Origin of the sequence: Pseudomonas sp. WC2401 (genome assembly GCF_041200115.1) — a bacterium.
Classification (GTDB): domain Bacteria; phylum Pseudomonadota; class Gammaproteobacteria; order Pseudomonadales; family Pseudomonadaceae; genus Aquipseudomonas; species Aquipseudomonas fragi.
Window position 1 is genome coordinate 146,656 of record NZ_CP165623.1, and the last position, 17,321, is coordinate 163,976.

At 58.7% G+C, this 17,321-nt stretch carries 15 protein-coding genes; 5 read left to right on the top strand and 10 right to left on the bottom strand.

Features of this window, described 5'->3' with window-relative positions; translation table 11 throughout:
- Nucleotides 1-544 precede the first annotated feature (544 nt).
- The 8 genes from AB3G35_RS00615 to AB3G35_RS00650 form a co-directional block, all read right to left on the bottom strand.
- Nucleotides 545-1,261: an ABC transporter ATP-binding protein gene (locus AB3G35_RS00615; protein WP_016783333.1), complete on the bottom strand. Its 717-nt coding sequence runs from the start codon at nt 1,259-1,261 to the stop codon at nt 545-547.
- Nucleotides 1,258-2,145: an ABC transporter ATP-binding protein gene (locus AB3G35_RS00620; RefSeq protein WP_088378333.1), complete on the bottom strand. Its 888-nt coding sequence runs from the start codon at nt 2,143-2,145 to the stop codon at nt 1,258-1,260. The genes AB3G35_RS00615 and AB3G35_RS00620 overlap by 4 nt, the downstream gene beginning before the upstream one ends.
- Nucleotides 2,142-3,425 (bottom strand): high-affinity branched-chain amino acid ABC transporter permease LivM, encoded by a 1,284-nt coding sequence (livM, locus tag AB3G35_RS00625; RefSeq protein WP_016783331.1) that lies wholly within the window; start codon nt 3,423-3,425, stop codon nt 2,142-2,144. The genes AB3G35_RS00620 and livM overlap by 4 nt, the downstream gene beginning before the upstream one ends.
- A 2-nt stretch (nt 3,426-3,427) precedes the next feature.
- Nucleotides 3,428-4,342 (bottom strand): branched-chain amino acid ABC transporter permease, encoded by a 915-nt coding sequence (locus AB3G35_RS00630; protein ID WP_016783330.1) that lies wholly within the window; start codon nt 4,340-4,342, stop codon nt 3,428-3,430.
- 9 nt (nt 4,343-4,351) lie between these two features.
- Nucleotides 4,352-4,507: a hypothetical protein gene (locus AB3G35_RS00635; RefSeq protein WP_169910429.1), complete on the bottom strand. Its 156-nt coding sequence runs from the start codon at nt 4,505-4,507 to the stop codon at nt 4,352-4,354.
- 1 nt (nt 4,508) lies between these two features.
- On the bottom strand, nt 4,509-5,645 hold the full coding sequence (locus AB3G35_RS00640; RefSeq protein WP_016783329.1) for a branched-chain amino acid ABC transporter substrate-binding protein: 1,137 nt from the start codon (nt 5,643-5,645) through the stop codon (nt 4,509-4,511).
- Between the two features lie 363 nt (nt 5,646-6,008).
- Nucleotides 6,009-7,292, bottom strand: a complete 1,284-nt coding sequence (locus tag AB3G35_RS00645) for an FAD-binding oxidoreductase (protein ID WP_106115433.1) — start codon at nt 7,290-7,292, stop codon at nt 6,009-6,011.
- A 159-nt stretch (nt 7,293-7,451) separates the two neighbouring features.
- Entirely contained in the window at nt 7,452-8,942 is a 1,491-nt protein-coding gene (locus AB3G35_RS00650) for an aldehyde dehydrogenase family protein (protein ID WP_095040723.1), read from the bottom strand.
- 153 nt (nt 8,943-9,095) lie between these two features.
- On the opposite strand from AB3G35_RS00650, the gene AB3G35_RS00655 reads away from it, so the two are divergent.
- From AB3G35_RS00655 to AB3G35_RS00670, 4 genes are all read left to right on the top strand, one after another.
- On the top strand, nt 9,096-9,992 hold the full coding sequence (locus AB3G35_RS00655; protein WP_169910432.1) for a LysR family transcriptional regulator: 897 nt from the start codon (nt 9,096-9,098) through the stop codon (nt 9,990-9,992).
- Nucleotides 9,993-10,211: 219 nt separating this feature from the next.
- Nucleotides 10,212-11,426, top strand: coding sequence for a nicotinate phosphoribosyltransferase (pncB, locus tag AB3G35_RS00660; protein ID WP_016783325.1), 1,215 nt, complete (start codon nt 10,212-10,214; stop codon nt 11,424-11,426).
- A 3-nt stretch (nt 11,427-11,429) separates the two neighbouring features.
- Nucleotides 11,430-12,257, top strand: a complete 828-nt coding sequence (gene nadE, locus AB3G35_RS00665) for an ammonia-dependent NAD(+) synthetase (protein WP_095040726.1) — start codon at nt 11,430-11,432, stop codon at nt 12,255-12,257.
- Nucleotides 12,258-12,498: 241 nt separating this feature from the next.
- Nucleotides 12,499-13,521 (top strand): DUF1338 domain-containing protein, encoded by a 1,023-nt coding sequence (locus tag AB3G35_RS00670; protein WP_369782223.1) that lies wholly within the window; start codon nt 12,499-12,501, stop codon nt 13,519-13,521.
- Between the two features lie 59 nt (nt 13,522-13,580).
- On the opposite strand, the gene azu is transcribed toward AB3G35_RS00670, so the two are convergent.
- Nucleotides 13,581-14,027: an azurin gene (gene azu, locus AB3G35_RS00675; protein WP_016783322.1), complete on the bottom strand. Its 447-nt coding sequence runs from the start codon at nt 14,025-14,027 to the stop codon at nt 13,581-13,583.
- Between the two features lie 333 nt (nt 14,028-14,360).
- Between azu and AB3G35_RS00680 the strand changes: the two genes are divergently transcribed.
- The gene (locus tag AB3G35_RS00680) at nt 14,361-14,561 is read left to right on the top strand and encodes a hypothetical protein (RefSeq protein ID WP_086799031.1); all 201 of its coding nucleotides are present in this window, start codon (nt 14,361-14,363) and stop codon (nt 14,559-14,561) included.
- Between the two features lie 312 nt (nt 14,562-14,873).
- On the opposite strand, the gene AB3G35_RS00685 is transcribed toward AB3G35_RS00680, so the two are convergent.
- Nucleotides 14,874-17,180: a YgiQ family radical SAM protein gene (locus AB3G35_RS00685; RefSeq protein ID WP_029611709.1), complete on the bottom strand. Its 2,307-nt coding sequence runs from the start codon at nt 17,178-17,180 to the stop codon at nt 14,874-14,876.
- Nucleotides 17,181-17,321: the final 141 nt, after the last annotated feature.

A 17,321-nucleotide genomic window follows, 5' to 3' on the forward strand; every position in this document is an offset into this window, starting at 1 on the left:
CCCCCATGCAGGCGCCCCAAAAAGGTGCAACTTTGGGAAACCCGGCAGATAGCCAGAGGCCAGTAATTACGCCGCCTGGGGCATTCTTTCCAGAGTTTAACCACAGACTTATCCACAGGTTGGTCATTGTTTCCAGGCGCTCTTTATAGGCGCACAAACCTGTTGACAAATCAGCGCGGCAGCTCGGCAAAAGCCGCTGGTCGAAAAATAACCACATGGCTGGACACCCTGTAAATAAAGGGCTACAGCCAACTACTCCCACGTTACCCACAGCCACCTCCACAGCAAACGGGGACAAGTCAAAATGATGACAAAACAGGGAATTACAGCGGCTTTATGTCGCGCTTTGGCAGGGTTGGAATATTGTTTTCCACAATTTGCAGGCGGGGGTGTGCGGGGGATGGATTGTCGAACAAAAGGACGGTGATGACTCCATGTGGGAGCGGGCTTGCTCGCGATACTGGCGCCACGGTCATCCATTAGCACCGCGTTAATACCATCGCGAGCAAGCCCGCTCCCACAAAAGAGCCGTGGAAGGGGTCGGTCAGTGCCCTCCCAGATACGCATTGCGCACTTCTTCGTTGCTCAGCAGCTCCTTGCCGGTGCCGGTCAGGCGAATTTCACCGTTGACCATCACATAGGCCCGGTCTGACAAGCGCAGGGCGTGGTTGGCGTTCTGCTCCACCAGAAAGATGGTCATACCCGTGCCAGCCAGTTCGCGCAGGGTGGCAAAAATCTGCTTCACCACAATCGGTGCCAGCCCCAGGCTGGGCTCATCCAGCAACAGCAGCTTGGGCCGGCTCATCAGCGCACGGGCAATGGCGAGCATCTGCTGCTCACCGCCTGACATGGTCATGGCCCGCTGATTGCGCCGCTCCAGAAGCCTGGGGAACAACTCGAACATGCGCTGCATGTCTTCATCGGCATGCTTGTCGCCAATGGGAATGGTGCCCATCAGCAGGTTTTCTTCCACTGACATGTCCGGAAACACGCGGCGGCCTTCAGGCGACTGTGCTATGCCGTTAGAGGCGATGTAGTGGGAGGACTTGTGAGTAATGTCCACGCCCTGGTAGATGATTTGCCCGCCACTGGCACGGGGCTGGCCAAAAATCGACATCAGCAACGTAGATTTGCCCGCACCGTTGGAGCCAATCAGGCTCACGGTTTCACCCTCTTCGATATGCATCGAGACTTTTTTCAGGGCCTGAATCGGCCCGTAGTGAACATCCAGTTCCTTGAGTTCGAGGATCGTGCCCGTCATATCAGCTCCTCTTCGTCGGCGCCAAGGTAGGCCGCGATCACTTTGGGGTCGTTGCGGATGGCCTCTGGCCCGCCTTCGGCGATCACGTTGCCGTGGTCAAGCACCACGATGTGATCGGAAATACTCATGACCATGCCCATGTCATGCTCGATCAGCACCACGGTCAGGTCATGCTCGTCGCGCAGCAGGCGGATCATCCCGCTCAATGCTTCGGTTTCCTGCGGGTTGAGGCCCGCCGCCGGCTCGTCGAGACAGATGATTTGCGGGCGCGTACACATGGCCCGCGCAATCTCCAGGCGACGCTGTTGGCCGTAGGACAATTCACCAGCCAGACGATTGGCACAGTCCACCAGGTCAACCACCTCCAGCCAGTAGAAGGCATGGTCCAGCGCATCGCTTTCAGCCTTGCGATAGCCCTTGGTATTGAGGATGCCAGCGAGCATGTTGCGATTGACCCACATATGCTGAGCCACCAGCAGGTTTTCCAGTACCGACATTTCCTTGAACAGGCGGATGTTCTGGAACGTGCGCGCCAGCCCCGAGCGGTTGACCAGGTGGGTGCCGCCGAACATCTTGTAATACAGCCGGCTGGCGAATGCCTTGGGCGATACGAAATCGGTCAGCTTGAACGGCTCGCCCAGCAGCTTGATCACGTTGGTGCGCGTGCCCCGGGCATTGAGTTCGATCCTGCCGCCACTGGCCTTGTAAAAGCCGGTCAGGCAGTTGAACACGGTGGTTTTGCCAGCGCCGTTGGGGCCGATCAAGGCAAAGATCGAGTTACGTTTGACCTTGAGGCTGACATCGCTCAGGGCCTTGATCCCGCCAAAGTGCATCATCAGCTTGTCGACCGAGAGCACCACGTCGTCTTTTGACAAATCGTTCATGGCGCAACCCCCTTGCGTGGTGTAACCCCGACACGACTGATACGGATCAGGCCTCGCGGTCGCCAGATCATCATCAACACCATCAACACACCAAACAGCAGCACCCGGTACTCGGCAAAGCTGCGCAGCAGTTCCGGGGCCACGGTCAGCACGAACGCGGCAATCACCACGCCCACTGTCGAGCCCATACCGCCGAGCACCACAATGGCAAGGATCAAGGCCGACTCGAAGAAGGTAAACGAAGACGGGTTCACAAAGCCCTGATAACTGGCAAAGAACACCCCGGCCAGACCTGCAGTGGAAGCACCGATGGTGAACGCAGATAGCTTGACCAGAACGTGATTGAGCCCCATTGAGCGACAGGCGATTTCATCTTCGCGCAGCGCTTCCCAGGCACGCCCGATCGGCATGCGGGTCAGGCGGTGCTTGATGTACAGCACCAGCAGCACCACCAGGAACAGCACGATGTAGATAAACAGGAATTTGATATTGGGGTTGTAGTCCAGCCCGAAGAACTGGTGGAACGGCACCCCGCCCTCTTTGGCAACGCGGCCAAATTCCAGCCCGAAAAACGTCGGTGAAGGCACCGGCATGCCGTTGGGCCCACCGGTAAACGACAGCCAGTTATTGAGGATCAGACGAATGATTTCACCAAAGCCCAGGGTCACGATGGCCAGGTAATCCCCATGCATTCGCAATACCGGAAACCCGAGAATGCACCCCGCCATCGCCGCCGCAATGGCTGCCAGCGGCAGCACCGACCAGAAGCCCAGCCCCAGGTACTGATAACCCAGCGCCAGGCCATAAGCACCAATGGCGTAGAAGGCCACGTACCCCAGATCAAGCAAGCCCGCCAACCCGACCACGATGTTCAGCCCAAGGCCGAGCAGCACGTAGATCAGGCCGAGGATGACCACGGTCAGGATGTACTTGTTGGCAAAAAACGGGAACACAATGGCAATCACGATCAGCAGTGGCACAATCCAGCGCAGCCGCGATTTGTAATCGGGTGGCAGCACGTGCACACCAGAACCGCTGGACTCAAAGCTCTGAAGGATCCTCAAGCCTTTGGACGTTTGCAGAAACAGGCTCAAGACAAACCGCCCCACCATCACAATCGCCACCAGCCAGCCAACACGCGCTGGCTGCAGGTTAAAGCTATAGCCGTCGAGCACAACTCCCACGATCGGCCCGAACACAATCAATGAAATCAACCCGGCCAGGATCGAATCGACCACGCTTTTTTTGATATCAATCGGTTTATTAATGGCTGCAGACATACTTACACCTTCGCCACGAGAGGACGACCCAGCAGGCCTTGGGGACGGAAAATCAGAATCAGCACCAGCAGTGAGAAACTGAACACGTCCTTGTAATCCGAGTTAACCAACCCGGCAAAAAGTGACTCGGAAATACCCAGGATGATCCCGCCGAGCATGGCGCCAGGCAATGATCCAATCCCGCCGAGCACGGCAGCGGTGAACGCCTTGATGCCGATAATGAAGCCGGCATAAAAGTCGAACGTGCCGTAATTCATGGTGATCAGCACACCGGCCAGCGCGGCCATGGCAGCACCTATCACAAACACGTAGGAAATCACCCGGTCGGTGTTAATCCCCAGGATCGAGGCCATCTTGCGGTCTTGCTGGGTGGCGCGGCACATACGGCCCAGCTTGGTGTACTTGATGATGTAGGTCAGCAGGCCCATCCCCACAAAGGCCGCGATCAGAATGAAGACTTTGGTGTAGGTGAGTTGCACAAAACCGGTGCCAAAATCCACGCGCCAGGAACCGCTCAGCAGGGTTGGAACCCCTTGTTGGCGTGAGCCCTGGGCAATTTGCACGTAGTTTTGCAGGATCAGGGAAATACCGATGGCGCTGATCAGCGGCGCCAGCCGTGTGGAGTTTCGCAGAGGTTTGTAAGCCACGCGCTCGATGACCCAGCCATACACGCCAGTCACCACAACGGTGAAAATCAAGGTACCCAACATCAGTAGCGGGAAGGATTCAATACCGAAGTATGCCAACAGAGCCAGACTGATCGCCGCGAGGTAAGCAGAGATCATGTACACCTCGCCGTGGGCGAAGTTGATCATGCCGATGATGCCGTAGACCATTGTGTAGCCGATGGCGATCAGGCCGTACACAGACCCAAGGGTCAGGCCGTTCAGCAGTTGCTGTAGGAAAATACCATCCATAACGCAATCTCACGCACTGGAGCCTTTGCGCAGACGCAAGCCATCCACGCCGTCAGAGGACAGCTTGGATGGCAGGGTGTGTGCGGCTCCTGGAAAAGAAGACAGGTGATGCAGATACATTCCCACCTGATGCCCGCCGAAGCTGACATCAGGTGAGTAATTCATCTCACTTCTGTTTTTCCAGCTGGTGATATTTGCCGTCTTTGTCCCACTGATAAACCACGTAGTCAGAGACTTTCAGGTCGCCTTTACCGTCCCAGTTTTTTTCACCCATCACGGTTTTAACCGGGTTGGCCTTGAGCCACTTGGCGGCGTCTTCGCCTTTGTTGGATTTGGCGCCATTGAAAGCGTCAGCCAGGGCCTGGATCGAAGCGTAGGCATACAGGGTGTAGCCTTCAGGCTCGGTGCCCGCTTTGCGGAACTCTTCAACTACCGCCTTGCTGTCCGGTAGCAGGCGCGGGTCGGCGCCAAAGGTCATGTACACGCCATCGACATACTGCGGGCCACCGGCAGTGGCCACCAGTTCGTCGGTTACGATGCCATCGTCCGACATGAATTTCACATCCTTGAGACCCGCTTCACGCAGTTGGCGGACCAGAGGACCGGCCTCTGGGTGCAGACCGCCGAAGTACACGACATCGGCACCGGCGCCGCGGATTTTTGTAACCAGCGCGCTGAAGTCTTTTTCACCCCGGGTCAGGCCTTCTTCCAGGATGGGTTTCACGCCGCGCTTGGTCAGTTGTGCACTGGTGGCATCGGCCAGACCTTTACCGTAGGTGTCCTTATCGTTGATGACCGCTACTTTCTTGCCCTTGAGCACGTCGACAATGTAGTCGCCTGCAACGATGCCTTGCTGGTCATCTCGTCCGCACATACGGAACACCGCATCCAGCCCGCGCTCAGTGACCTGCGGGTTGGTCGAGCCCGGCGTAATCATGATCACACCCGCATCGGCATACACCTCGGAGGCAGGAATCGTATTCGAGGAGCAGAAGTGACCGACCACACCGATTACTTTGTCCTGATCGACCAAGCGGTTGGCCACGGCTACGGCCTGCTTGGGTTCGCAGGCATCGTCGCCAGCAACCAGCTTGATCTTCTCGCCGTTGATCCCGCCCGCCTTGTTGATTGCATCCGCAGCCGCCTGCGCCCCCTTCATGTACTGCTCGCCAAATGCCGCGTTGGCACCCGTCATCGGGCCCGCTACACCGATTTTCAGATCAGCCTGAACAAACGTAGAAACGCCCAACGCAGTTGCCACGGCGAGGGCCAGAAAACCTTTCTTGTAGAACGTCTGCGACATGAGGTGGTGCTCCTGAGGTTTTGTTAGATGGCACTTCGACTTCACCTAAAGCGCTGAGCAAGCCGCGTGCCATTGGCTTTTTATTCTTAAAAAAGTCGTTCTATTGTTGTTATATCGACTGTTTCGAGCCCATTTTCATTGGGCGTGCAACCGTCTAAACCGAGGAAGGTAAAACCGTTTATTTTTTGCTGGCGCCACCGACTGCAACAAGGGTTGCAACCGGGTTGCCCTGCACCGTGCAACCATCCTGTAACCGGCTGCGTCACCGAACTGCACACTCTCGGTGCGTGACTGCTACAGGCCGCACCACTAAAGGCTAGCCGCTGCGTGGCCAAACGCAGCGCTGCTTGAGAAAAAACCGCGTCAGATCACAATTCTTAAACATTGACCGGCGTGATACAGCGAAAACCCCGCTTCGTATAAACAGCTGCGCAACCCTGTGCCAGACAGCGGCCGCATCGGTGCAAAGGGGATGGGCAGGGCTTTGGCATCGCCACTGCACAGATAATCGGCAAAGGCCTTGCCCACTACGCTGCCCGTGGTCACGCCACGGCCGTTATAACCGGTGACTGCCACCAAACCGGGCGCTGGTTCGAATAAACGCATCAGGTGGTCGGGGGTAAACGCGATGCAACCGGTCCAGGTGCATTCCCACTCCACGCCCTTGAGGTAGGGAAAGTAGTGCTGTTGCACGCGGTCGGCCCAGGCCTTGAGAAACCACGCAGGCTTTTGATTGCCGTTGCCCAGGCTGCCAAGCAATAAACGGCCGTCGGCATCGCGACGGATACTGCTCAATACCTGGCGGGTATCCCACGAGCCCTGGCCGCCGGGCAGGATCCGCGCAGCGCTGGCATCGGTCAGCGGTTTGGACGCGACCTGATAGTAGTAACCGGGGAAAAAGTTACGTCGCAAGTCAGTCCATTCGCCTTCGGTGTAGGCATTGGACGCCAGCACCACCTGCTCGGCACTGACCGCGCCGTGGGCGGTTTGCACTGACCAGCGTGGGCCCTGGCGCTCAAGCCCGGTCACCGGGGAATGGTCAAATAACTGCCCGCCCAGATCACTGGCAGCCCTGGCCAGCCCCGAGGTATAGGCCATCGGGTTGAGGGTGCCGGCGCGACGGTCGAGCAAGGCCGCGGCGATTTTTGTAGTGCCGGTGGCGGCTTCGCAAGCAGCGCCGGTGAGCAGCTCCACAGGTGCTCCACGGCGCCTCCATTGGGCTTCACGACTGCGCAGATCGGCTTCGCCACGCGCGTTGTGGGCCATGTGCAGGGTGCCTTCGCGACGCAACTGGCAGTCGATGCGGTATTTGTCGATCAGGCTGAATACCAGGGCCGGGGCGGCGCCGAGCATGCGATTGAGCTGGCTGCCGACCGCCTCGCCGAAACCGGCTTCAATGTCGTCGGGCGGTATCCACATCCCGGCATTGACCAATCCTACGTTACGCCCGGAGCCACCATGCCCGGTGCGGTGGGCTTCGAGCACGCAGACGCTTTTGCCCTGTTCGAGCAAATGGATAGCCGCAGACAAACCGGTGATGCCGGCACCGATCACACACACGTCAACGCTCAATTCGCCTTTGAAGGTTGGCGCTTGGGGGCGTTGAGGGGTAAGGGTTTCCCACAGACATTGTTCTTGTAAAGGCATTGCCAAGCTCCAGAAATGAAACCCAACCAGAATCAAAAGCCCCTCACCCTAGCCCTCTCCCGGAGGGAGAGGGGACTGATTTGTGGCGTTACACAGAACTGCTTTTGCCTTTAGCTCCCTCTCCCCCCGGGAGAGGGTTGGGGTGAGGGGGGCATTGCCTCAATCGAACGTAATCCCCTGCGCCAGCGGCAATTCCAGCGAGTAATTGACGGTATTGGTCTGACGGCGCATATAGCCGCGCCACGCATCCGAGCCCGACTCGCGGCCACCGCCCGTTTCCTTCTCACCACCAAATGCACCGCCGATTTCCGCACCGCTGGGGCCGATATTGACGTTGGCAATGCCACAGTCACTGCCGGTGGCAGACATAAATTGCTCGGCCTCGCGCACGTCGGTGGTGAAGATGCACGACGACAGGCCCTGGGGCACGGCGTTGTTCAGGCGCAAGGCCTCGGCAAAGTCGCTGTAGCCAACCACATATAAAATCGGCGCGAAGGTCTCGCTGCACACCACGTCGCTCTGCTCGGGCATCTCAACAATGGCCGGGGCCACATAGTAAGCGCCGGGGTACTGGCCGGCCAATTGGCGCTCGCCACCAAACACCCGCCCGCCTTCGCTCAGGGCCTGTTCCAGTGCATCGCGCATATTTTCAAAGCTGTTCCTGTCGATCAGCGGCCCCACCAGATTGCCTTCCAGCGGATGGCCAATGCGCACTTTGGAATAAGCCGCCTTGAGCCGGGTGACGATTTCTTCTTTCACCGATTCATGGGCAATCAGGCGGCGCAGGCTGGTGCAGCGCTGGCCCGCAGTACCCACGGCACTGAACAGGATGGCGCGCACGGCCATGTCCAGATCGGCGCTCGGGGCGAGGATCATTGCATTGTTGCCGCCCAGCTCCAGAATGCTGCGGGCAAAACGCGCGGCGATTTTGGGCGCCACTTCGCGGCCCATGCGCGTGCTGCCGGTGGCGCTGACCAGCGCGACACGCGGGTCATCCACCAGCGCTTCGCCCGCTTCACGACCACCAATCACCACTTGGGCCAGGTACTGGGGCGCGTCGGCAAATGATTTCAGCACCCGATCAAACAAGGCCTGGCATGCCAGGGCGGTCAGCGGGGTTTTTTCGGACGGCTTCCAGATCACTGCGTTGCCGCACACCAGCGCCAGGGCGGTGTTCCATGCCCAGACCGCTACCGGGAAGTTAAAGGCACTGATCACGCCCACCACCCCCAGCGGGTGCCAGGTTTCCCGCATATGATGGCCCGGACGCTCCGAGGCGATGGTCAAGCCGTAAAGCTGACGCGACAGACCGACAGCAAAGTCGCAAATGTCGATCATTTCCTGCACTTCGCCCAGCCCTTCCTGGGTGATCTTGCCCGCCTCCCAGGACACCAGTTCGCCCAGGTCCGCCTTGTACTCGCGCAGCAAATCGCCGAACTGGCGCACCAGCTCGCCACGGCGCGGGGCCGGCACCTTGCGCCAGGCTTCAAAGGCGTGCTCGGCGCGGGTCACATGCTGCTCGGTCTCGGCGGCGCCTTCCCAGTGCACGGCGCCAATCTGGCTGCCGTCAATCGGCGTGTACACCGGCTGATTGCCCTGCTGGTACAGAGCGGGGTTCACACCTAGACGATCCAGTAATGCAGCCACCATTGAAGGCACTCCTTGAGCTTTAAAAAATGATTCACAGACCTTTAGTTGTAGCTGGCTGGCATCGCGGCAACAAACGACCTTTAAGCGAGATATCATTCCGAAAATTCATGCTGCACTGGTAACGTTGCCTGACAACAAAAATCAGAGGCCTTTATGCTCAACAAGCGCCATCTCCCCTCCATCACGGCGCTGCAGTGTTTTGAGGCGGTGACCCGTCATCTGAGCTTCACCCGCGCCGCCGAAGAGCTGAACCTGACCCAGAGCGCAGTCAGCAAACAGGTCGCGCAGCTCGAGGAGCTGTTGCAGCACTTGCTGTTTCGCCGGGTGCGCCGTCGGTTGCAGCTCACGCCTGCCGGTGATTTATACCTGCTGGAAGTCCGAAAAATCCTGACCCAAGTCGAGATGTCGACCCACACCCTGCGCTCCTACGGTGGCGAAACCGAGGTGCTGCGGGTCTCCACCCCTTCCACCTTTGGCGCTCGCTGGCTGGTGCCGCGACTCAAGGGTTGGGGCATACGCCATCCGCATATTCATCTGGACCTGTGCAATGAGCAGCAAGGTGACGATTTGTTGCAAGGGCGCAGCGACCTGGCGTTTTACTTCGGCCAGGGCTCACGGCCTGGCAGCGAAAGCCTGAAGCTGTTTGGCGAGGAGCTGGTTGCCGTATGCGCGCCGTCGAGCCTGCCTGACGCGCCACTGACCGACCCGACCCAACTCACAGGCCTGGTGTTGCTGCAGAACGCCTCGCGACCACAGGCCTGGCACGAGTGGTTTGAGCATCAGGGCTTTCGCACCGACCACAGCTACCACGGGCCGCGCTTCGACACCTTTTACATGTGCATCCGCGCGGCGCAGGTGGGCTGCGGTGTTGCCTTGCTGCCGAGATTTCTGGTGGAAGAAGAGTTGGCCGACGGCAAGCTGGTCATCGCCTGGCAGCACTTGATGCCAAGTCGCGATGCCTATTACCTGGCCTATCCTGAACACACGGCAGGCGTGCCCAAGGTAAAGGCATTCGTGAGCTGGATAATGGAGCAGCTGGATGGGCGATAACCTTTGTGGGAACGGGCTTGCTCGCGATGCGGACGGCGCGGTCTTTGCGTTAAATCGCGTAGATGCCATCGCGGGCAAGCCCGCTCCCACAGGGCAGAAACAGGCTACAACCACAAAAACCGCTGGCAAAACCGCCTGCGGATATGCGCCACTAGCGCCATTCATTGAAAAAGCTGAACGCCGTGGCTATCAGGCACGGGCAGCATGGAGATTGCCGCTATGAGCGAGAGTGTGTTTGCCGATCGCATCGTGCAGAACCTGCTCGACACCGACTTCTACAAATTGACCATGATGCAGGCGGTGCTGCACAACTACCCCAACGTCGAAGTCGAGTGGGAATTCCGCTGCCGCAACAGTGAGGATTTACGCCCGTATCTCAACGAAATTCGTCACCAGATCGAACGCCTGTGCGAACTGAGCATGACTCAGGACCAGTTGGGGTTTCTGGAACGCATTACCTTTATGAAGCCCGATTTCATACGCTTTTTGGGGCTGTTTCGCTTCAATATGCGCTATGTACACACCGGTATCGAAAATGGCGAGCTGGTTATCCGCCTGCGCGGGCCGTGGCTGCATGTGATCCTGTTTGAAGTGCCATTGCTGGCGATTGTCAGCGAAGTGCGCAACCGTTCGCGCTATGCCGATACCGTGCTGTCCCAGGCCCGCGAACAGCTGTATCGCAAGTTCGACTGGCTGCAGGCCAATGCCAGCGCCGAGGAGTTGTCTGAACTGCAAGTCGCCGATTTCGGCACCCGTCGACGGTTTTCGTACCGAGTGCAAGAAGAAGTCGTGACCGTGCTCAAGCATGACTTCCCCGGGCGTTTTGTCGGCACCAGTAACGTGCATCTGTCCCGTGAGCTGGACATGAAGCCGCTGGGCACCATGGCCCACGAATGGATCATGGCGCACCAGCAACTGGGCCCGCGGCTGATCGACAGCCAGAGCGCGGCGCTAGACTGCTGGGTACGGGAATACCGTGGCCTGCTGGGCATCGCGCTGACGGACTGCATCACCACCGATGCCTTCCTGAAAGACTTCGATCTGTACTTTGCCAAGCTCTTCGACGGCCTGCGCCATGACTCCGGCGACCCGGTAGTGTGGGCCGAAAAATGCATAGCCCATTACCACAAGCTGGGCATCGACCCGATGAGCAAGACCCTGGTGTTCTCCGACAGCCTGACGTTACCGCGGGCGCTGGAGATTTTCCGGGCGCTGCGCGGCCGGATCAACGTCAGCTTCGGTATCGGGACTAACCTGACCTGCGACATTCCGGGGGTTGAGCCGATGAGCATCGTGCTTAAAATGAACGCCTGCAATGGCTCGCCAGTGGCCAAGATTTCCGATGAACCGGGCAAGACCCATTGCTCCGACCCCAACTTCGCCGCCTATTTGCGCCACGTTTTCCAAGTTCCTGAACATTCTCCCAAGGAGTGAATCATGCAGGCCGTACAGCGTCAGATTGCTGCAGACCTCAAGGTCCAGCCGCCCTTCAAAGACACCACCGCCCTTGAGGCCGAAGTTGCCCGGCGTATCACGTTCATTCAGTGCTGCCTGCACAACGCCAGGCTCAAGACCCTGGTACTGGGCATCAGCGGCGGGGTCGACTCCCTGACCGCGGGCCTGATGGCACAACGTGCGGTGCAGCAATTGCGCGAACAGACCGGTGACCAGGCCTATCGTTTTATTGCCGTGCGCCTGCCTTATGGCGTGCAGCATGACGAAGCGGACGCCACGGCTGCGGTCGACTTTATCAACCCGGACGAGCGCCAGACCGTAAACATCGGCCCGGCGGTCAAGGCCCTGGCAGCCGAAGTGAGCGCGTTTGAAGGCAAGCCTGCCGCCACCGTGGACTTTGTATTGGGCAACACCAAGGCGCGGATGCGCATGGTGGCGCAATACACCATCGCCGGGGCTACTGGCGGGCTGGTGATCGGCACTGACCATGCCGCCGAGGCGGTGATGGGCTTCTTCACCAAGTTCGGCGACGGCTCCTGCGACCTGGCGCCGCTCAGCGGGCTGGTGAAAAATCAGGTACGGGCCATTGCGCGGTATTTTGGTGCGCCGGAATCGCTGGTGGAGAAAGTCCCGACTGCCGACCTTGAAGACCTGGAACCGGGCAAGCCAGACGAAGCGTCCCACGGCGTGACCTATGCCGAGATCGATGCCTTCTTGCATGGCGAGCCGGTGAGCGAAGAAGCGTTCAATATCATCCGCAGCACCTACGAAAAGACCCATCACAAGCGTGAGATGCCGTTCGCGCCTTGAGCCGCGCGGCTGCACTTCTTGTGGGAGCGGGCTTGCTCGCGATGGCATCACCGCGAAATGCCTGACAGACCGCGTGGGATGCATCGCAGGCAAGCCTGCTCCCACAGGTCATGCGGTGCTCCCACCTGCCATCAGGGTTTCAGTACGAAAAAACGGAATGAACCCCGCATTTTTTTTCGCTTGTGGCCGCAACGGCCAAAGGCTTTGATAGACACCTGTTTCGTCGCCAGAGCCCTGCCCCATGTCTGCTTTCGATGGTTTGTTTTCTCTAGTCGATTCCTTGCTCGGCCAACCGGCAACCACCTGGTTGCGCGAACATGTCGAGGTGCCCGAAGGGCTGCTGCGCTTCAGCTGGCATGAGCAGGCGGTGCACCGGGCGTGGCTCGCCGAAGCCCTGAACCTGTGCCTGCTGCACAAGCTGGTAGAAGCCGTACCTGAAGGTCGACGCTATGTCGAAGAACAGGCACAACATGGGCGCAAGGTGGTGTTTGACCACGGCGCCCTCCGCACGGTTGACTGGCCCGATAACGGCGAACTGCCCCGTGGCCGTCAGGCATTTGCCCGATTGCTGGAACCCCTGGGCTTTACCGATGTACGAACCTACCCCCTGACCAAACTGAACATGACCGGCTGGGGCTACCGGCAAATGGACTTGCCCGAAGACATCGCCCAGTTCTTTGTCTCGGAACTGCATCCCGGTCGTTTCAGCGAAGCCTTTCAACAGGCTGTTAGCCGCGTGGTCGGCTCCAGCCTTGACCCGCTGCCGGCCCAACACCACAGCATCCTCCAGCGCCTGAGCCTGACCCGCCATTGCAGCCTGAGTGAAGCGCACAGCCTGTTACCCGCGCTCTATCAGGCATTTGGCCGTCAGCACGGAGTGGTACAGGAAACGGACTACCACTGCCTGCTCGCGGAGAGTGCCGAAATGGCCTGGATCGCCACAGAGGGCAACAGCTTCAACCATCTGACCGACCGCGTGCCGGACCTCGAAGCCTGCGTGGCGCAACAACGCGACTTGCAACGGCCAATGAAAGACAGCATCGAGGTTTCAGCCTCGGGCCGGGTGATGCAGACCGCCTATCGCGCCTGCACGGTCAGCCGCGGCCTGGTCGATAGCGCCGGGGTATACCGTGAGCACGCGGTGCCGGGTTCATTTGTGGAGTTTATCCAGCGCAAGGTCGACCCCGACACCGGACGCATCGATCTGAACTTCGACAGCAGCAACGCCCAAGGCATTTTCAAGATGACCGACTCCAGGGCCTGAACGCAAACAGCCCTGACGGCGCAAGGCACGTCAGGGCTGTTTTAGGGGCTAGCGCGGTCTTATTTAAGAACCACAGCGCCTTTCATCATCGAGTTGTGGCCCGGGAAGGTGCAGAAGAATTCATATTCTTCGCCCGCTTTCAGTTTGGCCACGTCGAAGGTCACCGAGTCTTTCTCGCCGGCGCCGATCACTTTGGTGTGGGCGATAACGCGCTCGTCACCGTCCTTCAGGTAGTTTTTATCCAGGCCGGCAGCAATACCGTCGGTGGAAACTGCCTGCATGTCTGCCTTTTTGCTCAACACCCAGTTATGGCCCATGACGTTTTTCGGCAGGTTGCCGGAGTGAGTCAGGTTAACGGTGAAGGTCTTGCAGGATTTGTCGATGACGATCTCTTTGGTGTTGTAAGACATTTGGTCAGTCGAATCGACAGTGACAGCGCACTCAGCCGCCAGCAAATGGCCGCTGGCCAGGGTCAAAAGGGATACCGCAACAACTTTGGCAAACATGGTGTATCTCCAAGGCAGGGTATGGGGAAGCAAAAATCTGTATACAGATTGCCTGAAAATTGTATCGATTCATATGATCTGCGTCATGGTCTATCGCCACGATCGACACAAACCAGCCACAAAAGGGGCTTAAGGCTTATAACCATAGGCCATCATTTTGAATTTTGGCGGAATAAGTAACCCGATTTAATCCACAACCGGCTTTTGCGTGGGTGTAGAGTCGTGTTTTTAACGCAAAGTGCAACCTTGCAAAAACCCAGCTAACGGCTAAGCACTAATACAGGGCAGAATACGCGCCGCTTAACCTCACCTTCGACCCCAAGAGGATCGCCCATGGCCAAACCAAACTATAACTTCGCTAAGCGTCAAAGAGACTTGGCTAAAGAGCAGAAGAAAGAGGAAAAAGCTGCCCGCAAGAAAGCGGCTGCTGAAGGCGGTACTGTAGAGACCGAGCTGGACCACGAAGTCGACAGCGAAAGTGCAGACGCCGCAGAAGATACCGGCGCGCCAGAAGACAAAGCGCCCACCGCTTGACCCCCTTGGCCCGGTTATCCACAACCCGGCCCACAGGATCTGTGATCAGGATCAGCAGCGCGCCTGCTGATCCTCGCAGTTAGCCTGAACGCCCTCAGACGCTGCAAACCTCATTCCCTTACCGTGCGACAGCAAACAGCCTACAAGCCCGTGGCAGGCTTCTCAGCGCCCGGAAAGCACAACGCCAGCCCTAAGGCTGGCGTTGGTATCTTGTGGGAGCGGGCTTGCTCGCGATGCAAACAGCGCGGTGTATCAGATTGACCGCGGTGATCCCATCGCGAGCAAGCCCGCTCCCACAATGCCGTGATTTATTTAGCGCGGCACTACCGGCTTGCGGGCCGGGCGCTGGCTCTTGCCGCCCTTGGCCGCTTCCTGGCGTTCCTTGGCAGCCTGCTTGTTGCGGGCAAACGCCGCAGCCTTGGCCTGTTCACGCTTGTCCCACGGGTTGCCACCATCACTGGCACGCGGCGGCAGGCCGGTGTGCTGGGTAAGGATCTTGGTGGTCTTCTCCCCTGCTACCTTGTGGCTGCCAGCCGGAGTCGAGTTTTTACGACGGGCACTCTGATAGCTGTCGGTCGCCGGCTGATGCAACGGAATCAGCTGATCCTTGCCCGAACCGATCAGGTCGGCACGGCCCATACGGGTCAGCGCCTCACGCAGCATTGGCCAGCCCTTCGGGTCGTGGTAGCGCAGGAACGCCTTGTGCAGGCGGCGCTGCTCTTCGCTCTTGACGATGGTCACCGAGTCGCTCTTGTACGTGACCTTGCGCAGCGGGTTCTTGCCCGAGTGGTACATCGCGGTGGCGGTGGCCATCGGCGACGGGTAGAACGCCTGCACCTGGTCGGCACGGAAACCGTTGGTCTTGAGCCAGATCGCCAGGTTCATCATGTCTTCATCTTTGGTGCCCGGGTGGGCCGCAATGAAGTACGGGATCAGGTACTGCTCTTTGCCCGCTTCCTTGGTGTACTTCTCGAACATGCGCTTGAACTTGTCATAGCTGCCAATGCCCGGCTTCATCATCTGGTTGAGCGGACCTTCCTCGGTGTGTTCCGGGGCGATCTTCAGGTAACCACCAACGTGGTGGGTAACCAGCTCCTTCACGTATTCCGGCGATTCGACCGCAAGGTCGTAGCGCAGGCCAGAAGCGATCAGGATCTTTTTCACGCCCGGCAAGGCACGCGCACTGCGGTACAACTGAATCAGCGACGAATGGTCGGTGTTCAGGTTCGGGCAGATCCCCGGGAATACGCAGGACGGCTTGCGGCATGCAGATTCGATTTCCGGAGTTTTGCAGGCAATGCGATACATGTTCGCGGTCGGGCCGCCGAGGTCGGAAATAACGCCGGTGAAACCTGGAACCTTGTCGCGGATCTCTTCGATTTCGCGAATGATCGACTCTTCGGAACGGTTCTGGATGATCCGACCTTCGTGCTCGGTGATCGAGCAGAAGGTGCAGCCACCGAAGCAGCCACGCATGATATTCACCGAGAAACGGATCATGTCGTAGGCCGGGATTTTTTCCTTGCCGTACGCAGGGTGTGGAATACGTGCGTATGGCATGCCAAACACGTAGTCCATCTCTTCGGTGGTCATCGGGATCGGTGGCGGGTTGAACCACACATCCACTTCGCCGTGCTTTTGCACCAGCGCACGGGCGTTGCCCGGGTTGGTTTCAAGGTGCAGCACGCGGTTGGCGTGAGCATAGAGCACCGCATCGCCACGCACTTTCTCGACCGACGGCAAGCGGATAACCGTCTTGTCACGGGTCATGCGCGGGCTGGCCAGGATCTGCACGACCTTGGCTTCGTTCGGGTCTTCAACCGGGCCCTTTTCCTGCTCGATGGCGCAGGCCTGGGTGTCCTGGGTGTTGACGTACGGGTTGATGATCTTGTCGATCTTGCCCGGACGGTCGATACGCGTAGAGTCGACTTCGTACCAGTCTTTAGGCGTATCGCGACGGATGAACGCGGTACCGCGCACGTCAGTGATGTCTTCAATCTTGTGGCCGTAGGACAAACGCTGGGCCACTTCGACAATGGCGCGCTCGGCGTTGCCGTACAACAGGATGTCAGCGCAGGCGTCGATCAGGATCGAGTTGCGCACGCGGTCCTGCCAGTAGTCGTAGTGCGCGATACGACGCAGGGACGCTTCAATGCCGCCGAGGACAATCGGCACATTCTTGTAGGCTTCTTTACAACGCTGGCTGTACACCAGGCTGGCGCGATCCGGACGTTTGCCTGCCATGCCACCTGGGGTGTAGGCGTCATCGGAACGGATTTTCTTGTCCGCAGTGTAGCGGTTGATCATCGAGTCCATGTTGCCGGCGGCAACGCCGAAAAACAGGTTCGGCTCACCGAGCTTCATGAAGTCGTCTTTGGACTGCCAGTTCGGCTGGGCAATGATACCCACGCGAAAGCCCTGGGACTCCAGCAAGCGGCCAATAATGGCCATGCCAAATGACGGGTGATCGACATAGGCATCACCGGTCACGATGATGATGTCGCATGAATCCCAGCCAAGCTGATCCATCTCCTCCCTGCTCATGGGCAGGAATGGTGCTGGGCCGAAACATTCGGCCCAGTACTTCGGATAGTCAAATAGAGGCTTGGCTGATTGCATGTCGATGACCGGTGTTGAGTGCAAAAAAGGGGGCGCGGCATTTACTAAGAAATTCGCGGGCGCGGAATATAGCACAAAAATTGATCAATTCCGACGGCAATGGTCGGAATTGATTGCCTGTGGGAGCGGGCTTGCTCGCGA